This is a genomic window from Nitrincola lacisaponensis, assembly GCF_000691225.1.
Taxonomy (GTDB): domain Bacteria; phylum Pseudomonadota; class Gammaproteobacteria; order Pseudomonadales; family Balneatricaceae; genus Nitrincola; species Nitrincola lacisaponensis.
Genome location: NZ_JMSZ01000030.1, coordinates 65,938 through 85,250, shown reverse-complemented (window position 1 = coordinate 85,250; position 19,313 = coordinate 65,938). Strand labels below are relative to the sequence as shown.

General features: G+C 52.1%; 19 protein-coding genes. 18 read left to right on the top strand and 1 reads right to left on the bottom strand.

All coding sequences use genetic code 11. The features are described from left to right. The first annotated feature begins 78 nt into the window (after positions 1-78). A complete protein-coding gene (locus tag ADINL_RS10055; RefSeq protein WP_036547297.1) occupies positions 79-333 on the top strand; it encodes an FAD assembly factor SdhE in 255 nt (84 codons plus the stop codon). 61 nt (positions 334-394) lie between these two features. Then, the gene (locus ADINL_RS16860; RefSeq protein WP_420835598.1) at positions 395-772 is read left to right on the top strand and encodes a protein YgfX; all 378 of its coding nucleotides are present in this window, start codon (positions 395-397) and stop codon (positions 770-772) included. Here ADINL_RS16860 and nadB read toward each other — a convergent pair. Further along, entirely contained in the window at positions 699-2,345 is a 1,647-nt protein-coding gene (nadB, locus tag ADINL_RS10050; protein WP_036547338.1) for an L-aspartate oxidase, read from the bottom strand. The two genes, ADINL_RS16860 and nadB, sit on opposite strands and share 74 nt — an antisense overlap. A gap of 218 nt (positions 2,346-2,563) precedes the next feature. On the opposite strand from nadB, the gene rpoE reads away from it, so the two are divergent. The 16 genes from rpoE to ppc all read left to right on the top strand — a co-directional run bounded on the left by rpoE (position 2,564) and on the right by ppc (position 19,197). Next, positions 2,564-3,154, top strand: a complete 591-nt coding sequence (gene rpoE / locus ADINL_RS10045) for an RNA polymerase sigma factor RpoE (protein ID WP_051632712.1) — start codon at positions 2,564-2,566, stop codon at positions 3,152-3,154. Between the two features lie 30 nt (positions 3,155-3,184). Then, positions 3,185-4,030 carry a MucB/RseB C-terminal domain-containing protein gene (locus ADINL_RS15995; protein WP_051632711.1) on the top strand — a complete coding sequence of 282 codons (846 nt, stop codon included), beginning with the start codon at positions 3,185-3,187 and terminating at the stop codon, positions 4,028-4,030. Positions 4,031-4,036: 6 nt separating this feature from the next. Further along, positions 4,037-4,474 (top strand): SoxR reducing system RseC family protein, encoded by a 438-nt coding sequence (locus ADINL_RS10035; protein ID WP_036547293.1) that lies wholly within the window; start codon positions 4,037-4,039, stop codon positions 4,472-4,474. 30 nt (positions 4,475-4,504) lie between these two features. Then, entirely contained in the window at positions 4,505-5,929 is a 1,425-nt protein-coding gene (locus tag ADINL_RS10030; RefSeq protein ID WP_036547291.1) for a DegQ family serine endoprotease, read from the top strand. A gap of 152 nt (positions 5,930-6,081) precedes the next feature. Then, complete coding sequence (gene lepA / locus ADINL_RS10025; protein WP_036547288.1) at positions 6,082-7,881, top strand: translation elongation factor 4; 1,800 nt, start codon at positions 6,082-6,084, stop codon at positions 7,879-7,881. A 7-nt stretch (positions 7,882-7,888) separates the two neighbouring features. Continuing rightward, positions 7,889-8,701: a signal peptidase I gene (gene lepB, locus ADINL_RS10020; RefSeq protein ID WP_036547285.1), complete on the top strand. Its 813-nt coding sequence runs from the start codon at positions 7,889-7,891 to the stop codon at positions 8,699-8,701. A gap of 10 nt (positions 8,702-8,711) precedes the next feature. After that, positions 8,712-9,092, top strand: a complete 381-nt coding sequence (locus tag ADINL_RS10015; protein WP_036547283.1) for a DUF4845 domain-containing protein — start codon at positions 8,712-8,714, stop codon at positions 9,090-9,092. After that, the gene (gene rnc, locus ADINL_RS10010; RefSeq protein WP_036547282.1) at positions 9,089-9,778 is read left to right on the top strand and encodes a ribonuclease III; all 690 of its coding nucleotides are present in this window, start codon (positions 9,089-9,091) and stop codon (positions 9,776-9,778) included. The genes ADINL_RS10015 and rnc overlap by 4 nt, the downstream gene beginning before the upstream one ends. Further along, positions 9,771-10,670: a GTPase Era gene (era, locus tag ADINL_RS10005; protein ID WP_036547280.1), complete on the top strand. Its 900-nt coding sequence runs from the start codon at positions 9,771-9,773 to the stop codon at positions 10,668-10,670. The genes rnc and era overlap by 8 nt, the downstream gene beginning before the upstream one ends. After that, the gene (gene recO / locus ADINL_RS10000; protein WP_036547277.1) at positions 10,670-11,359 is read left to right on the top strand and encodes a DNA repair protein RecO; all 690 of its coding nucleotides are present in this window, start codon (positions 10,670-10,672) and stop codon (positions 11,357-11,359) included. Before era ends, recO begins: the two co-directional genes overlap by 1 nt. After that, positions 11,356-12,129, top strand: coding sequence for a pyridoxine 5'-phosphate synthase (gene pdxJ / locus ADINL_RS09995; protein ID WP_036547274.1), 774 nt, complete (start codon positions 11,356-11,358; stop codon positions 12,127-12,129). The genes recO and pdxJ overlap by 4 nt, the downstream gene beginning before the upstream one ends. Next, complete coding sequence (gene acpS, locus ADINL_RS09990) at positions 12,126-12,500, top strand: holo-ACP synthase (protein WP_036547271.1); 375 nt, start codon at positions 12,126-12,128, stop codon at positions 12,498-12,500. Before pdxJ ends, acpS begins: the two co-directional genes overlap by 4 nt. Before the next feature lie 79 nt (positions 12,501-12,579). Beyond that, positions 12,580-13,482 (top strand): cysteine synthase CysM, encoded by a 903-nt coding sequence (cysM, locus tag ADINL_RS09985; protein ID WP_036547268.1) that lies wholly within the window; start codon positions 12,580-12,582, stop codon positions 13,480-13,482. A 25-nt stretch (positions 13,483-13,507) separates the two neighbouring features. Further along, positions 13,508-15,778 (top strand): GTP diphosphokinase, encoded by a 2,271-nt coding sequence (gene relA, locus ADINL_RS09980; protein WP_036547265.1) that lies wholly within the window; start codon positions 13,508-13,510, stop codon positions 15,776-15,778. Further along, a complete protein-coding gene (gene mazG, locus ADINL_RS09975; RefSeq protein WP_036547262.1) occupies positions 15,765-16,592 on the top strand; it encodes a nucleoside triphosphate pyrophosphohydrolase in 828 nt (275 codons plus the stop codon). The genes relA and mazG overlap by 14 nt, the downstream gene beginning before the upstream one ends. Next, positions 16,582-19,197 (top strand): phosphoenolpyruvate carboxylase, encoded by a 2,616-nt coding sequence (gene ppc / locus ADINL_RS09970; RefSeq protein WP_036547259.1) that lies wholly within the window; start codon positions 16,582-16,584, stop codon positions 19,195-19,197. Before mazG ends, ppc begins: the two co-directional genes overlap by 11 nt. Positions 19,198-19,313: the final 116 nt, after the last annotated feature.

The following is a 19,313-nucleotide window of genomic DNA, read 5'->3' as shown; positions in this document are numbered from 1 at the left end:
CGTTGGGTGGCCCTTTTTGCTTTTATGCTCCAGTCAGTGTTAAATAGCCAGCTGTTTTCATTAGGTGGATGAGTGCGCATGTATACTGAAGACGATATCAGACGTTTAGCCTGGCAATGCCGCCGTGGAATGCTGGAGCTGGATATCCTGCTAGAGCCTTTTGCCAAAGAGGCTTTCAGAGGGCTGGCATTTGAGGATCAGCAGCGATTTGTTAAGTTGCTATCTTGTGAGGATCAGGATCTGTTCGTTTGGTTTATGGAGAGAGAACAGCCTGAAGATCCAGACTTGCAACGGATTGTGAGGATTATACTTGAACGGGTTCAGCCATCTTGAAATTCTGATAGGTGATTCAAGAGCTCTACTGGTAGCACTGTTTGTACTTCATCTGTCGGCAGTGCTTGCCCTGGCTTTGACTGCTTTGCCATTTTTGCTCTGCATCACTCTCATTCTGCTGATTTTTTACAGCTACTTCTATACCTTATATGATCTGTGGAGTGCTCCCGGGACGATAATAGCAGTGGGCTGTTGCCCAGATCATCGTCACTGGTGGATAACCGATCGTCTTGGACAGCAGTATTCGGTGGAGGCTATCCGTCATTACACGTGTTTGCCATTTTTGCTGATATTGTCTGTAGAAGATGAGCAGGGGCGTCACCATTGGGTGATCATCCCCCGGGATGCGGTTGAGTGGTTCCTGTTTAGACGTTTATCGGTGCTTCTGCTATATCAGCTTCCCTTATCGAATCCGGCCAGGAAAAGTTCGTCGGCGTGATGATGGTGTCAGCCGACTCTGCCGCCTGGGCAGGGAAGTCTTGTGTGAAGTGCAGACCACGGCTTTCTTTGCGTTGCATGGCACAGGTGATGATCAGTTCTGCGACTGTTGCCAGATTACGCAGTTCGATGAGATCTCTGCTGATTTTATAGTTGGAGTAGTATTCAGCGATTTCCTGTTTCAGCAGATGAATACGATGCATGGCGCGTTCAAGTCGTTTGCTGGTGCGTACAATACCCACATAGTCCCACATAAAACGACGTAGTTCGTCCCAGTTATGTGAAATAATAACGTCTTCATCGGAATCTGTGACTTGCGACTCATCCCAGTCAGGTAGTCTGCAGTCAGCTCTGTCCAGTGCATCCAGTGATTGTGCAAGGATGTGTGTTGCAGCTGAACGCCCATAGACGACGCACTCCAGCAGAGAGTTTGATGCCAGACGATTTGCACCATGCAGCCCGGTAAAAGCTGTTTCGCCAATGGCATAGAGACCGGGAATGTCCGTACAGCCCTGCTGATCTGTTACCACGCCACCACAGGTGTAGTGTGCTGCAGGCACGACGGGGATAGGTTCCCGTGTAATGTCGATACCGAAGCCCAGGCAGCGTTCATAAATGGTTGGGAAGTGCTCCTTGATGAAGTCAGCCGGGCGATGCGATATGTCCAGGTAAACGCAATCACACCCGATACGTTTCATTTCATGGTCAATGGCGCGTGCAACAATGTCACGAGGTGCCAGTTCTTCGCGTGAATCAAACTTGTGCATGAAACGAGTACCATCGGGTAAACGCAGTACGCCGCCTTCGCCCCGAACGGCTTCGGTAATCAGAAATGATTTGGCCTTAGGGTGATACAGGCAGGTTGGATGGAACTGATTGAACTCCATATTGGCAACCCGGCAACCAGCACGCCAGGCCATGGCAATGCCATCACCGGTAGTTCCGTCATTGTTGCTGGTGTACAGATAGGCTTTGGATGCTCCACCTGTGGCCAGTACAACAGTCGGCGCTTTGAATGCAATGACATGTCCTGTCTGATGATTGAGTACATAGGCACCGATACAGCGGTTATGTTTCAGTCCCAGCTTGCGTCGAGTGATCAGGTCGATGGCAATGTGGTGCTCGAATATAGTGATATTCGGATGCGCGAGTGCGTTGCGGATCAGGGTTTCATGGACGGCTCTACCGGTTGCATCAGCCGCATGTATAATACGACGATGGGTATGTCCGCCTTCGCGTGTTAAATGGTACCCCTGCTCATCACGAGTAAAGGGGACGCCCTGATCGATAAGCCAGCGAATTGCATCGGGACCATTACGTATAGTGTGCTCTATGGCAGGAGGGCGGCTCAGATAAGCACCCGCAACCCAGGTGTCATGGATATGACTTTCACAGTCATCCTGTGGGTCCAGGACAGCGGCAATACCTCCCTGTGCCAACCAGGTCGAGCCTGCCTGAAGCGTGCTTTTACTGAGCAGGGCTATACGGGCCTTGTCGGCCAGTTGCAGTGCCAGTGTCAGTCCGGCAGCACCGCTGCCGATTACCAGAACATCAAAATGTTGTGCTTCTGTCATTGCTTGTCCTGTTGCCTTGGTTGCACTGTGGTCCATTATGCCTGATACCTTAGTCTTGTGTGAAAAAAATCATCTGCTGTGGAACTTCATCAACACAGTTGAATCGAATGAGTACAGTGAAAAACTGTGACACTGGGGTTGAATGACGGTTAGCTTAACCACATACTGATTTTGAAATGAATGAACAGGTTACATTAACCGGCTTGTAAGGATTCCAAGTGTCTATAGAGAGCCAGGTCAACACTGATCAGCTGCTGGTCGAGCGTGTCCAAGCGGGTGATAAAAGAGCCTTTGATCTGTTGGTGAAAAAGTACCAGCACAAGATCATCGGGCTGATCTCCCGTTATATATACGACCATCATGAAGCAATGGATGTCGCTCAGGAGGCATTTATCAAGGCCTACCGTGCCTTGCCAAATTTTCGGGGTGACAGTGCGTTTTATACCTGGCTATACCGGATCGCGATCAATACGGCGAAAAACCATTTGGTTGCGAGAGGACGGCGTCCACCGGATACGGATGTCGATGCTGAGGATGCGCAGTATTTTGAGTCAGACTCGGACCTGCGAGATATTGAGAACCCTGAAAATGCGCTCTACAAAGATGAGCTGGAACGGGTGATCAACCAGGTACTGGATCGACTGCCGGAAGATTTGCGCGTGGCATTAACCCTTCGTGAGTTTGAAGGGTTAAGTTATGAAGAGATTGCCAAGGTTATGGATTGCCCTGTTGGTACGGTGAGATCCCGTATATTCAGAGCCAGGGAGGCCATTGATAATGAGATCGCACCGCTGCTCAGGAATGACTGAGATGCGCGCAGTAAACGCTGAGGTGACAGCATGAGTGAGCATAAAGAATCGCTATCCGCGCTCATGGATGGTGAAGCAAATGAACTGGAATTGAGACGTCTGCTTAAGCAGACGGAGGACAATAATGAGTTGTCAGACAGCTGGCAGCGTTATCACCTGGCCAGTGCATTGATGAAGCGTGAGCCGGTCAGTTTCCCAAGCCCGGATTTCAGTCAGCGTGTGATGCAGTCTCTGGATCAGGATATGCCGTCTGATGCCGTATCGATGCAATCTGCCGGAGCCGAAGCGGCTAGCCCCGTATCCGGCATGATGAGGTCTTTGATCAGTATGGCAGTGGCAGCCTCTGTGACGGCTGTCGTTATTCTGGGACCTGGCTGGCTGACTCAGGATACGCCAAGGGTACAGACTCCAGCTGTTGCTTCAGCGACTGTTTCTGACTCGATACAGCGTAATCAGCTGGCTCAACCGGTCACCTTTGGTCAGCGTTCACTCAGCTCGAATTATAGCGGTTCGCTGTTTCAGGATGACGATATGATTCGTGCACCTGCAAACATGCAACGCTACATCGATCAGCATTTGGCAATGGTTGAACCGCGCCCGTTACAGTGGGGGTTGGCCTGGTTGCCTGAGGGATATCAGAATATTCGTCATGAATCGACCCGCGCGGGTGAGGTGATGGTGTTTTCCAATGGTCACAAAGCGTTTTCGGTCAGTGTGGAAAAACTGGGCTTGCAGTCCATGCCGGAAGGGGTTACCGATGCGGGTAATTTTATTGCACTGGGAAAAGCGACTGAAGATCGTTTTGTAACAGTGGTGGGTGATATGCCAATCATGGTGGCTGAGCGCATTGCGGCAGCTGTCACTCAGAGTCGTTGATCGCGCATGCTGGAAGAAATTGCAGAGGTGGTTGAGGTGCATCCCGACCACCTGCTGGTTTCCAGTTCCCGATTAAGTGCCTGTCAGTCCTGTCAGGCGAGCCAGGACTGTGGTCAGCGCAAGCTGGCAAGTCTGTTCGGCAATAAGCAGGTGATTGTGCGCATAGAAAACCCGGATCATTGGCCTGTTGAAACAGGGCAGTCGGTGGTGATTGGCTTGCATGAAGGTGCACTGCTCAGGTCATCGTTATTACTCTACTTGTTTCCATTGTTGCTGATGATGCTGGTTGCTCTGCTGGTGAGCTATTTCACCGGAAAGGAGGGCATGGTGATCCTGTCGGGGTTACTGGGGTTGCTGCTTGGTTTTTGGCTGGCACGGATATTTTCTGCACAGCTTTTGTCAAACCCGAAGTATTATCCGGTGCTGTTAAAGGCACACCACTAAACACACAACTAGCGTTGAAAAGGTCTCAGTATGAAAAAAGTACACTTGTCCTTAGGGGGCTTGCTGCTACTGCTGCTGGTCTCTGTGCAGACTTGGGCTCAGCAGCTACCTGATTTCAAGACCCTGGTTCGTGAAACGTCTCCAGCGGTCGTTAACATCAGTACAGTACAAAAAGCGCCTGATGAGGCCAGTGACCCTTTTGGTCAGTTTCGTGGTCCTGGCGGTGAAGAATTACCGGATATCTTCAGGCATTTCTTCCGTGGATTCCCGGAAATATCGCCCTCCCCTCGACGTGGTAATCCCGCACCGCGCTCACTAGGTTCCGGTTTTATTCTTTCTGAAGACGGTTATATACTCACTAATCATCATGTTATCCGTGATGCTGATCAGGTCATTGTGCGTCTCAGTGATCGTCGCGAGCTGGAGGCTGAGGTCATAGGTTCTGACCCTCGCTCAGATGTGGCGCTGTTGAAAGTGGATGCACAAGGTCTCCCAACAGTTAAAACAGGCCGGTCCGCTGATGTTGAGGTAGGTGAATGGGTGCTGGCTATCGGCTCACCATTCGGTTTTGACCACAGTGTTACCGCCGGTATTGTCAGTGCAACGGAGCGTTCGCTGGCAAATGATACCTATGTGCCCTTTATACAAACCGATGTGGCGATTAATCCGGGTAACTCCGGCGGACCGCTGTTTAATCTTGACGGTGAGGTGATCGGTATCAACTCGCAGATCTATACCCGTTCGGGTGGTTTCATGGGGCTGTCTTTCGCAATTCCAATTGATGTTGCCATGGAAGTTGCTGATCAGTTACGAGATACTGGCAGCGTGACGCGGGGCTGGCTGGGCGTTGTCATCCAGGAAGTGAGTCGTGATCTTGCTGAATCATTTGGTCTGGACAAGCCTGCTGGAGCATTGGTGGTCAATGTTATGTCTGACAGTCCTGCGCAGGCAGCCGGCTTGCGTGAAGGTGATGTGATCGTGCGCTTCAATGGCAATGACATTACACTCTCGTCTGATCTGCCTCATCAGGTCGGGCGCATCCGTCCTGGTGAGAAAGCAGACGTTGAAGTGATACGTGATGGCCGCTTGCAGACATTGACTGCGACCATTGGCTTGTTGCCTGATGAAGATCAGTTGGCACGCCGCAGTCGTGGTGAGCCGGATGCTGACCCTGCTGATACGTCGCTGGGATTGGTGGTGACACCCTTGACCCAGGAGCAACGTAGTCGCTGGAATCTCTCTTCAGGTGTGCTGGTGACCCAGGTTAACGAGGGGCCTGGTGCGCGTGCAGGCCTGGTCAATGGCGATGTTATTACCATGCTGAATGGTGAACGCATAGAAACGGTTGATCAGTTTCATCAGGTTGTGCAGGCGCTTCCTGAGGATCGTGCAGTGCCCATGCGAATAGTGCGTCGTGGTAGTGCCATGTTTATTCCTTTACGTCTGAATCCCTGACCATTAACGCCCCGCTTCGTTACCGCAGCAGGGTGTCTTCCCTGCTGCGGAATTGCTTTCCGCTAATGGCTGTAATCACTGGAATAGGGTAGACTACGGCCCCTGTCCGGGCATTTCTGCCCCTTTTGGCAACTGATTTGAGACACTGACACGTGAGTAATCTGGACCACATTCGCAACTTCTCCATTATCGCCCATATCGATCATGGAAAATCCACTTTGGCTGATCGTTTTATCCAGGTTTGTGGTGGCCTGAGCGAACGTGAAATGGCTGAACAGGTTCTCGACTCGATGGATATTGAGCGTGAGCGTGGTATTACCATCAAAGCGCAGAGTGTCACCCTGAACTACACAGCGAAAGACGGTAAAGTCTATCAGCTGAATTTCATTGATACCCCTGGACATGTGGATTTCTCCTATGAAGTTTCGCGTTCTCTGGCAGCCTGTGAAGGTGCGCTGCTGGTGGTGGACGCCGCTCAGGGGGTTGAAGCTCAGTCGGTGGCGAACTGCTACACCGCGATTGAGCAAGGCCTGGAAGTTGTGCCCGTACTGAACAAAATGGACTTGCCACAGGCGGAGCCGGAAAAGGTCAAGCATGAAATAGAAGAAGTCATTGGCATTGATGCCACACATGCAGTGGCCTGTTCGGCGAAAACCGGACTGGGTGTCGATGAAGTGCTGGAAGAGTTAGTGCGTTTGATCCCGCCACCTGAAGGTGACATAGATGCGCCTTTGCAAGCGCTGATTATTGACTCCTGGTTTGATAACTACCTGGGTGTTGTGTCTCTGGTGCGCGTGAAACATGGCCAGCTACGCAAGAAAGACAAGATTCTGGTGAAATCGACCGGCCAGATGCATCTGGTAGACAGCGTCGGTGTATTTACCCCCAAACGCCTGGTAACTGATTCGTTGAAAGCGGGTGAAGTAGGGTTTGTGGTCGCAGGCATCAAGGATATTCATGGTGCTCCGGTCGGCGATACTCTGACGCTGTCAAAAACACCGGATGTTGCCAGTTTGCCTGGTTTCCAGAAAGTACAGCCACAGGTTTATGCTGGCCTCTTTCCAACCAGTGCCGATGACTATGAAGACTTCCGCGAAGCACTGGATAAATTGACCCTCAACGATGCGTCGTTATTTTTTGAGCCTGAAAGCTCTGATGCACTGGGGTTTGGTTTCCGCTGTGGTTTCCTCGGCATGTTGCACATGGAGATCATTCAGGAGCGCCTGGAGCGAGAGTATGATCTTGATCTGGTGACTACTGCACCGACGGTTGTCTATGAAGTAGAACTCAATAGTGGCGAGATTATCCACATTGACAGCCCGTCGAAAATGCCTGACCCAGCCACCATGAAAGAGATGCGTGAGCCTATTGTCCTGGCCAGTATTCTGGTACCACAGGACTATCTCGGTCAGGTAATTGGCTTGTGTGTTGAAAAGCGAGGCGTTCAGAAACATATGCTGTTCGTCGGTAACCAGGTACAGCTGCAGTATGAGTTGCCCATGGCAGAAGTGGTACTGGACTTCTTTGATCGACTGAAGTCTGTCAGCCGTGGTTATGCATCCCTGGAGTACAACTTTATTCGCTTCGATGCAGCCAGGTTGTGTCGTCTTGATATTCTGATTAACGGTGAAAAGGTCGATGCACTGGCGGTTATCCTGCATAAGGATAATGCGCAGTACAAGGGTCGTATGCTTTGTGAAAAGATGAAAGACCTGATCCCGCGTCAGATGTTTGATGTGGCTATTCAGGCTGCGATTGGTGGCAAGATTATTGCCCGTACGACTGTCAAGGCGCTGCGTAAAAACGTACTGGCGAAATGTTACGGTGGTGACGTCAGTCGTAAGAAGAAACTCTTGTCGAAGCAGAAAGAGGGTAAAAAACGCATGAAGCAGGTGGGGCGTGTAGAAATACCCCAGGATGCTTTCCTGGCTGTATTGAAAGTCGATAGCTGAGGCTGATATGGATTTTGATTTTTCATTGGTATTGGTAACGCTGACGGCGGTGACGGGGTTGCTGTGGTTAGTGGATAGTCTGTTTTTTGCGCCGGGCAGGAGAGCCTGCTTGCAGGCGGCTGAAGCAGAAAGTGCAGAACCCTTGCCAGAGTCCACCCGGACTAAAATTTTGCAGCAGCCGGGTTGGGCCGATTTGGGAAAATCAATGTTTCCTGTACTGGCCGTTGTGCTGGTATTGCGTTCCTTCCTGTTTGAGCCTTTCCAGATTCCGTCAGGTTCCATGTTACCTACTTTGCAGATCGGTGACTTTATTCTGGTGAACAAATTTCACTATGGCGTACGTCTTCCGGTAGTAAATACCCGGGTACTGGAAGTGAATGACCCTCAGCGTGGAGAGGTGGCTGTATTTCGCTATCCCAACAACCCTTCGATCAACTATATTAAAAGAGTGATCGGGGTTCCCGGCGATGTGATTAGCTATCACAATAAAACCTTCTATATTAATGGTGAAGCGCTAGAACCTGAATTGTTGGCACGCTTGCCGCCGGTGAATCCGGAAGTGCTGTTGTTGCAGGAAACACTGGGAGAGCATACCTATACAACCTATCAGGATGTAGGGCGTCCATCCCTGTCAGCTCAGTGGGTTGTCCCTGAAGGGCATTACTTCACAGTAGGTGACAATCGCGATAACAGTAATGACAGTCGTTACTGGGGCTTTGTGTCGGAAAACCTGTTGGTGGGTAAGGCGGTTGTTGTCTGGATGCACTGGGATAACTTCTTCAGTCTGCCCGATTTCAGTGTGATGCGTAAAATCAGATAGGAATCTAACCATGGAACATCATGCAAGTCACAGGCAAGCGGGTGCATCTTTCTTTGGTGTGCTGAGCATATTGATCGTTTTGGGTGTTGTCCTGACGGTCGCCTTCAAGCTGTTTACGCCTTACTGGGAGTATCGGACGATCACCTCAGTGGTGAAAGCAACTACGGAAGATCGTGAAGAGCTGGCGCGCCCGATTGCACAGATTCGTACCAATCTGGATCGCCGTTTTCATATCAATCAGGTTTCTTTACCTGACCGGGATGCCTTAACGATCACTGAAGATGCGGGCATGATTTTCTTTAATCTGGATTATGAAGTCAGGGTACCGATGTTTGGTAATGTTGATGCGGTGATCATGTTCCAGGATAGCTACGAAGCCAGAAAGCCTTGAAAAAACCTGTATCTGAGCTGGCCCGGCGTTTAGGGCATGCCTTTAAAGACGAGTCACTGTTTGAGTTGGCACTGACCCATCGTAGTTGTGGAAAGCGAAATAACGAGCGCCTGGAGTTTCTGGGTGATTCAGTGCTCAACTTTGTGATTGCAGCGGATCTCTATCAGCGCTTTCCTGCAGCTCGTGAAGGGCAGTTAAGCCGGTTGAGAGCCTTGATGGTGAAGGGTGAAACGCTGGCCGAAATTGCCCGTGAGTTAGGGTTGGGTGACTATCTTCGACTGGGTTCCGGTGAGCTGAAAAGTGGCGGCTTCCGCCGTGATTCAATTCTGGCCGATGCGGTTGAAGCCATTATCGGAGCCATCTATCTCGATGCCGGTTTGCAGACAGTCGAAGGCTTTGTGCTGGGCTGGTACGAGAAACGTCTGGATGAGTTGGACCTGGACGGCTCAATCAAGGACTCGAAAACCCGCCTGCAAGAATTCCTGCAATCGCGGCGCTTGAATCTGCCGGATTACGAGCTGGTCAGTGTCGAGGGCGAAGCCCATGCGCAGACTTTTAATATTCAGTGCCACACGGTGTTGCTGGACAACCCGACTCAGGGGCAGGGCAACAGCCGCCGTCAGGCCGAACAGAATGCAGCCAAGGCCGCATTGATGCAGTTACGACAGGAGGTAAGCCGTGGCTGAGACAACGCGTTGTGGTTTTGTGGCGATTGTTGGGCGTCCCAATGTTGGCAAATCGACCTTGCTGAATCATATTCTGGGGCAGAAACTCAGTATTACATCACGTAAACCTCAGACGACCCGGCACCAGATACTGGGTATCAAGACAGAAGGTGCGGATCAGGTCATTTATGTCGATACCCCCGGGCTGCATAAAGATGAAAAAGGCAAGGCGCTGAACCGCTTCATGAATCAGGCGGCTTCCGATGCGTTGCGCTATGTGGACCTGGTGGTTTTCCTGGTGGATCGCACCCGCTGGACTGAAGAAGATGAGATCGTACTGGAAAAGCTGCGTTATGTGACCTGCCCGGTGATTCTGGTGGTTAACAAAATTGACCAGTTGAAGCAGAAGCATGAGTTGTTGCCGCAGATCGACGAGCTGGCCAGCAAGCGAGAGTTCGTCGCCATCATGCCGATGTCTGCCAAGCAGGGACATAATGTTGCTGAACTGGAACAGTTGGTGAGTCGTTACTTGCCGGAAGGGCCGCACCATTACCCAGAAGACCAGATTACAGATCGCAGCTCACGCTTTGTGGTTGCTGAAATTGTGCGCGAAAAACTGATGCGCAACCTGGGCGATGAAGTTCCTTACGGGGTAACCGTCGAGATTGAAGCCTTTGAACATGACGGTCAGCTGCTCACAATCAGTGCGTTGATACTGGTTGAACGTGATGGACAAAAGCGCATCGTCATCGGTGATAAAGGCAGTGTATTGAAAACCATAGGTCGTGATGCGCGTATCGATATTGAAAAAATGTTCGAATGCAAAGTCATGCTGAACCTGTGGGTCAAAGTGCGTCGGGGATGGTCGGATGATGAGCGTGCCCTGCGCAGTCTGGGATACAGGCACGAGTAATGTTTCAGCGTGCTGAACAGGCCGCAGCCTTTGTTCTGCATACCCGCCCCTATCGAGAAACCAGCCTTCTGGTAGACCTGTTTACGCTGGAACAGGGGCGTATCAGTGTAGTAGCGCGAGGTGCCCGGCGTTCGGGTTCCTCGCGACGTTTTACACTGCAGCCCTTTCAGGCTTTGCATGTCAGTTGGTCGGGCCGGCATGAACTGAAAAACCTGACTCAGGCAGAGGTGCCTCAAGTCATGGCACCGCCCCAGGGTAATGCGTTGTTATGTGGTCTCTATGCCAATGAATTGCTGCAACGCCTGCTGCCACCTGCTGATCCGCATCCAAGACTTTATCTCTACTATACCTACCTGTTACGCGAGCTGTTGCAGCCAGATGACCTCGAAGGTGCGTTGCGTACTTTCGAGCGACAATTGCTGGAGAGTCTCGGTTATGGCTTGATGCTGGCAACATGCCATGCCAGCCACTATTACCGTTTTGATCCCGAATTAGGTTTGCTGACAGATATCGAACATCCGGACAATTATCCGGGACACTGGCTCTTGGCGATAGCCGAAGACCGTTACGATCAGCCTGAGGTGCGGCGTGCTGCCAAACGGCTGATGCGTGAAGCCTTGTCCGTACTGCTGGGTGGAAAGCCCCTGAAAAGCCGAGAACTTTTTATGAAAACCAGGAGAAGCTCATGAACCATGTCAAGCCAATACTGTTAGGCGTCAATATTGATCATATTGCCACGCTGCGGCAGGCGCGTGGTACCCGTTATCCGGACCCTGTGTATGCAGCTCAGCTGGCTGAAGCAGCCGGAGCGGATGGTATTACTGTTCATCTGCGTGAGGATCGTCGACATATTCAGGAACGGGATATACGTTTGCTGGCAGAGGTGTTGCAAACCCGTATGAATCTGGAAATGGCTCTGACGCCGGAAATGCTGGCATTTGCGCAGGAAATCAATCCGGCACATATCTGTCTGGTACCGGAAAAACGGGAAGAGCTCACCACAGAGGGTGGACTGGATGTCATCACCTATGAAAGCCAGGTCAGCCATTTCTGTCAGGTGCTGAGCGCCAAGGGGGCTGAAGTTTCACTGTTTATTGACCCTGAGCCGGCTCAAATCGATGCAGCCGTGCGTTGTGGCGCGCCTGCGATTGAACTGCATACTGGCGCTTATGCAGACGCAACGTCTCCGGTACAGCTTCAGGCTGAATTGCAGCGTATTCGTACAGCAGCAGCTTATGCTGCAGAGTGTGGACTGATCGTCAATGCAGGGCATGGCTTGCACTACCACAATGTTGATGCGATTGCCGAAATTCCACAGCTGCATGAGCTGAATATTGGTCATGCGCTGATCTCGCATGCGTTGTTTGTGGGTTTGACCGCTGCAGTGAAAGAGATGAAACAGCAGATGCAAACAGCTCGGCAGCAGAGTTTATTGGCGGGGCGGATCAATACGCCATGATTTACGGCCTGGGTGTTGATATTATTCAGATCGTACGCGTGGCCAGAGCACTTGAACGCACTCCGGCCCTGGCGACCCGAATTCTGACACCGGCTGAATATCAGTTGTTTCAGCAAACCCGTGATCCTGTCCGCTTTCTTGCCAAGCGCTTTGCCGCCAAGGAAGCGGTTGTAAAAGCACTGGGTACCGGCATTGGTCAGGGTGTCGGGTGGCAGCAGATGCAGATTGACAAAACGCCTCAGGGAAGGCCCTGTGTGGCCTTGACGGGACATGCACAACAGCTGGCTGAGCAGTTCCAGATTCGAGCCTGGCATCTCTCATACAGTGATGAAAAGGATTACGTGGTGGCTACGGCGATCGCGGAAAGTTGAGACGAACAGCCTGAGCCGTTACCATCCGTAATGCGTAACGCTTCAGCATATTTTATTCCATTGGCACAGGGTTGTAATGATGACAGCACCACACTATCCCACCATTGCAGAATGTATTGGCAATACACCGCTGGTACGGCTGCAGCGAATCAGGGTTCCGAACAACAATACCCTGTTGTGCAAGTTGGAGGGAAATAACCCCGCCGGGTCAGTCAAGGACCGTCCTGCATTGAGCATGATTGAGCTGGCTGAATTGCGTGGTGATATCCATCCTGGAGATGTACTGATCGAGGCTACTTCGGGAAATACCGGTATTGCATTGGCAATGGCGGCGGCGATTAAAGGTTATCCGCTCAAGTTGATCATGCCCGCGAATATGAGTCAGGAGCGCAAGTCTGCCATGTCAGCATATGGCGCGGAGCTGATTGAAGTCAGTAAAGAGCAGGGTATGGAGGGCGCACGAGATCTGGCATTGCGCATGCAGTCAGAAGGGGTTGGCAAGGTACTGGATCAGTTTTCCAATCAGGATAACCCTGAAGCACATTATCGTAGTACCGGGCCTGAACTCTGGCGTCAGACCGCTGGTCAGATCACCCACTTTGTCAGTTCCATGGGGACTACCGGAACCATTATGGGCGTGTCACGCTTTCTGAAAGAGCAAAATCCTGATGTGAAGATTGTCGGGCTTCAGCCTGCTGAAGGGGCGGCAATCCCCGGTATTCGCCGTTGGCCTGAAGCGTATCTGCCGACCATTTTTGAAGCAGCTCGTGTCGATCAGGTGCTGGATATTACCCAGACTGAAGCGGAACAGATGATGCGTCGTCTGGCTCAGGAAGAAGGGATCTTTGCCGGTGTATCTTCGGGTGGCTCGGTGGCGGGTGCCTTGAGACTGGCCGAACAGGTGGAAAATGCAACCATCGTTTGCATCATCTGTGATCGTGGAGATCGTTATCTGTCTACGGGTGTTTTTGATCCACGTTAGAAAGGTCTAAGGAGTTACTCTCTCAATGGTCAAGGTACGTGATGAACACCCCATCCGAGAGGATGGATCTGTCGATCTTGAACTCTGGTTACAGCGTTTGCAGATGCAAACCGATATTGTTGATCTGGAGCCGATTCGCAAGGCCTGTGAAACAGCCCGGCAGGCACAGGAAAAAGCGGCCAATACGGACGGTGATGATTGGGCCAGTGAGCATAAAAACAGTTATCTGATTGGTCTGGAAATGGCCCAGATACTGGCCGAGTTGCAGCAGGATCAGGAGTCGCTGATCGCGGCGATCCTGTATCGTGCTGTGCGGGAAGAAAAGCTCAGCCTGGCCAAGGTGCAGCGTGATTTTGGCAGCACTATTGAAACCCTGATTCAGGGTGTGTTGCAGATGGCGGCGATTGGTAGTCGCAAGAATCCGCGTCATGACTCGGCGGTTCTGGGTGACAGTGAAGGGCAGGTCGATAACCTGCGCAAAATGCTGGTGGCCATGATCGATGACGTGCGTGTTGCACTCATCAAAATCGCTGAGCGTACTTGTGCCATTCGTCGGGTCAAGGATGAAAGCCGCAAGAAACGCTATCTGGTGGCGCGGGAAGTATTTGATATCTATGCCCCGCTGGCTCATCGGCTGGGTATTGGTCATATCAAGTGGGAACTCGAGGACTTGTCCTTTCGTTACCTGAAGCCGAATGATTATAAAAACATTGCCCGTTTGCTGGATGAAAAGCGCCTGGATCGCCAGCTGTTTATCAACGAAGTCGTAGACCAGCTGCGGCACCGTCTTGAAGATGCCAGCATTGCCGGTGATGTACACGGCCGGGCCAAACATATCTACAGCATCTGGCGCAAAATGCAGCGCAAAAATATCGAGTTTAATCAGGTATTTGATGTGCGTGCTGTGCGTATTCTGGTGCCTGAAGTACGTGACTGCTACACCGTTCTGGGTATTGTGCACGGGCTGTGGCGCAATATCCCCAACGAATTTGATGACTACATCGCATCACCCAAGTCGAATGGTTATCGTTCTCTGCACACCGCCGTGTTTGGGCCGGAAGGCAAGGTGCTGGAAATACAGATTCGTACCTTTGAAATGCACGAAGAGGCAGAGCTGGGTGTCTGTGCACACCATCTTTACAAAGGTACTGATGTACGCGCACGTCGTGATGGCTATGAAGAAAAAATATCCTGGCTGCGGCAGGTGCTGGAATGGCATGAAGACCTGGGTGAAAGTGAAGGGCTGCGCGAAATTCTGCGCGGTGATGTCACACAGGATCGTGTCTATGTCTTTACCCCGGATGGTCATGTCATCGATATGCCTTCTGGTTCGACCCCTGTCGATTTCGCTTACCGGGTACATACCGAAGTAGGCCATCGCTGCCGGGGTGCCAAGGTCAATGGCCGTATTGTTTCATTAAACCGGGTGCTGAAAACCGGTGATCAGATCGAGATCCTGACCAGTGGTGAACAACGCCCCAGACGTGATTGGCTGAACGTTAACCTGGGGTATGTCACTACATCGCGTGCCCGTGCCAAGGTTGCCCATTGGTTTAAACAGCAGGCGCGAGACCAGAATGCCGACGCAGGTCGGGATATGCTGGAACGTGAGTTGCGGCGTCTGGCGATTGATCTGCACCAGCTGAACCTGAAAGTCATTACGCAGGCACTTAATTTCAAAACCAGTGAAGACATGTTTGCCGCGATAGGTGCTGGCGACTTGCGTCTGTCTCAATTGCTCAATGAAGCACAGAAGCAGACAGAGCCTGCCCACGAAGAACAAATGGATCTGCAGTTGCAGCCTGCACAACACCGTCATGTCCCTCCCGGACAGGGCGACAGTGTCAGAATACAGGGTGTGGGTAACCTGCTGACCGTCATTGCCAGCTGCTGTAAACCGGTACCGGGTGATCCGATTGTCGGCTTCATTACTCAGGGACGTGGCGTCTCGATTCACCATGAAAACTGCAGTAACCTGCAAACACTTCGTGAAACAGAACCGCGTCGTATCGTCACGGTGGACTGGGATGAGGCGGGTGAAAATACCTATCCGGTCGACATCATGATTGAAGCGTACGACCGGTCCGGGCTGTTGCGTGATGTGATGATGATTATGGCGAATGAAAAGCTGAATATTTTGTCGGCTAATACCCGTACCGATAAAAACAGTAATATTGCCAAAATGTCGCTGACTGTTGAAATCTCGCGTCTGGAACTGCTGGGACGCCTGATGGATAAGCTGAATCAGCTGCCCAACGTGATTGATGTACATCGGGAGCGTGATGGCAAACACTGAACGCTATACACTGGATGACCTGCTCTACCTGATGGCGCGTCTTCGTGGTCCCGGGGGCTGTCCCTGGGATCAACAGCAGACCTTCCAGACAATTGTGCCGCATACTCTCGAAGAGGTGTATGAGGTGATCGATACGCTGGAGCGCGAGGATTGGTCTCATCTCAAGGATGAGCTGGGTGACCTGTTATTCCAGGTGGTGTTTTATGCACGCCTGGCAGAAGAACAGCAGCTGTTTCACTTTTCCGAGATTATCGATCAGCTGGTTACCAAGCTGCTCCGCCGTCATCCTCATGTGTTTCCAACCGGACGACTGCGTGACTCGATGGCAACCACCGAGGCTGCCGTGGCGGATGTCAATCAGCAATGGGAGCGGATCAAACAGCAGGAGCGGGGTGCACGTGAACGTCATTCAGTGATGGATGAAATACCCCAGGCCTTGCCCGCACTCAACCGAGCTGCAAAGCTGCAGAAGCGTGCTGCCAGTGTCGGTTTTGACTGGCCTGATGTCAGTGGTGTGCTGAATAAGCTCGAAGAAGAAATTGCCGAATTGCGAGAGGCGCTGGCTTCAGGGGATCCTGCTGCAATTGAAGATGAAACAGGTGACTTTCTGTTTGCCCAGGTCAATCTGTGTCGCCACCTGAATCTGGATCCGGAACAGGCGCTGCGTGGTGCAAACCGAAAGTTCGAGCGACGTTTTCGTGAGGTTGAAAAACAGGTAGCTGCATCCGGCGCTGACTTCAGTGACTATCGCCTTGAGCAGCTTGATGAGTTTTGGGAACTGGCCAAGAAGGGAGAAGGGGAGCATGAGCGTTAATCTGCATGAGGCGCTGCGTGATGATGTCCGTATGTTGGGTGACAGCCTGGGGCGTACCATTGCGTCGGATCTGGGTGATGACTTCCTGGACCGGGTAGAACAGATTCGCCAGCTGGCGAAAGAGGGACGCAGTGCAGCCAAGCCGGATCATGAGGAGTTACTGGCAGCGATTGAAGCCCTGGATAAAACCGATGTACTGCCGTTGGCACGCGCATTTACCCAGTTCCTGAACCTGGCCAATATCGCCGAGGAACATCATCGGGTCAGACGTCATCTGGATGCTGATGAACAGCATGAGCCGGATGATCTGGCTGTGCTGATAGAGCAGTTGCATCAGCAGTCACACAAAACACCAGAGCAGATTACCGAAGCCCTGACGCAGCTTAAGGTTGATCTGGTACTGACGGCGCATCCGACAGAAGTGAATCGCCGTACCCTGATCCAGAAATATGATGCGATTACCGACTGCCTCAAACGGCTCGACAGACAGGAACCTGTCAGTGAGCGACTGGATCAGTTGATTGCACAAATCTGGTATACAGATGAGATCCGTAAGCAGCGCCCCACGCCGGTGGATGAAGCCAAGTGGGGGTTCGCGGTCATCGAAAACTCGCTGTGGAAGGCAATCCCGCGCTTTTATAAGCGTCTTGATCAAACACTGCAGGCAGGTCTCGGTACCGGGCTGCCGTTGCATTGCTCTCCCGTACGCTTTTCATCCTGGATGGGAGGGGATCGTGATGGTAACCCGAATGTTACCGCGCGAGTAACTGCCGAAGTACTGCAGCTGGCACGCTGGATGGCAGCCGATCTGTTTGTCCAGGATGTGGATGAGTTGCGCAAAGAACTCTCCATGTATCGAGCCAGTGCGGAATTGCGTGCCCAGGTAGGAGATCAGACGGCGGAGCCTTATCGCGCGTTGCTGGGTGATCTGCGTGCCCGGCTGGAGGCAACGCGTGATGGTATTGAGGCACAACTCAAAGGTTATCCCTGTGACAGCAGTCAGTGGCTGCTGGACGATCAGGCACTGCTGGAACCATTAATGCTTTGTCACCGCTCTCTGTGTGAGTGTGGTATGGAGAAAATCGCGGCTGGGCTGTTAGAGGATATTATCCGTCGGGCGGCCTGTTTTGGGCTGGCGCTGGTGAAAATCGATATCCGCCAGAATGCCGAACGTCATACTCAGGTTCTGGATGAACTGTGTGATTTTTATAACCTGGGCAGCTATGCCAACTGGTCTGAAGCGAACAAGCAGACTTTCCTGTTAACCGAGTTACAGTCCAAGCGCCCACTGATACCGCGTGACTGGAAGCCTTCAGCTGAGGTGCAGGAGGTTCTGGATACCTGTCGGGTCACCGCAAATGCCTCCCCCGACTCACTGGGCTCCTATGTGATTTCCATGGCGAGCAAACCTTCCGATGTGTTAGCGGTCATTTTGCTGCTGAAAGAGATGGGTATCGGCTGGAATATGCGCGTGGTACCCCTGTTCGAAACCCTGGCGGATCTGGATGGCGGACCTGACTGTATTGCTGCACTGTTGAGTATTGACTGGTATAAAGCCTATACCGAAGGTCGTCAGGAAGTGATGATCGGTTATTCAGACTCATCCAAGGATGCGGGCCAGTTGGCTGCAGCCTGGGGACAATACCGAGCACAGCAGGCATTAACCCAGGTCTGTCAGCAGCAGGGCATACATCTGACGCTGTTTCATGGCCGCGGGGGTACAGTCGGGCGTGGCGGTGGTCCGAGCCATACGGCTATTCTGTCTCAACCGCCCGGTTCTGTGGCAGGTGCACTGCGTGTCACTGAGCAGGGTGAAATGATACGCTTCAAGTTCGGGGTGCCTGAAATTGCTGTCCGCAATCTGGAGCTCTATACCGGTGCGGTACTTCAGGCTACGCTGTGTCCCGGAGCACCTGCCGAATCCGAGTGGTGTCAGTATATGGACCAGCTGGCGGCGGCTGGCTTGCGAGGCTATCGCTCGGTGGTGCGTGAAGATCCACAGTTCGTACCCTACTTCCGCTCCACAACGCCTGAGCAGGAGTTGGCCAAGCTGCCGCTTGGATCGCGGCCGGCCAAGCGTCGTGTCGATGGCGGAGTGGAAAGCCTGCGTGCAATCCCCTGGATATTTGCCTGGACACAAATCCGGCTGTTACTGCCGGCCTGGCTGGGGTCGGATACGGCGCTGGGTGAAGCGATTGATCGGGGAGAGCTGCAACGTTTACAGCAGCTGTATCGTGACTGGGCGTTTTTCCGAACCAATATCGATATGCTGGAGATGGTGCTGGCCAAGACGGATGTGAGTATTGCCGCATATTACGAAAAACGTCTGACATCGGAAGAGTTGGGTGTGCTGGGAGCCAGCTTGCGGGATCGTTTGCAGCAGACTGTTGCGCTGGTTAAGCAGATTAAACAGGAGTCACAGTTGCTGGAAGATCATCCGATTATCCGTCAGTCGATTGAAGTGCGTAATCCTTATCTGGATCCCTTGCATTTCCTTCAGGTTGAGCTGCTGTATCGTGATCGCAACCAGCCTGATCAGTGTCTGGAGCAGGCGCTGATGGTGACTATGGCAGGTATCTCTGCGGGGATGCGCAACACCGGTTAGTGCTAATGTCGAATTGTGACAGTATCCCCGGTAACGTTACCCTCGGGGACTATTTTTTGTGTGTTCCGGCTCAATGCAGATAGCTGGCGAAAAACTTATTAGAAATCAATCAGGAG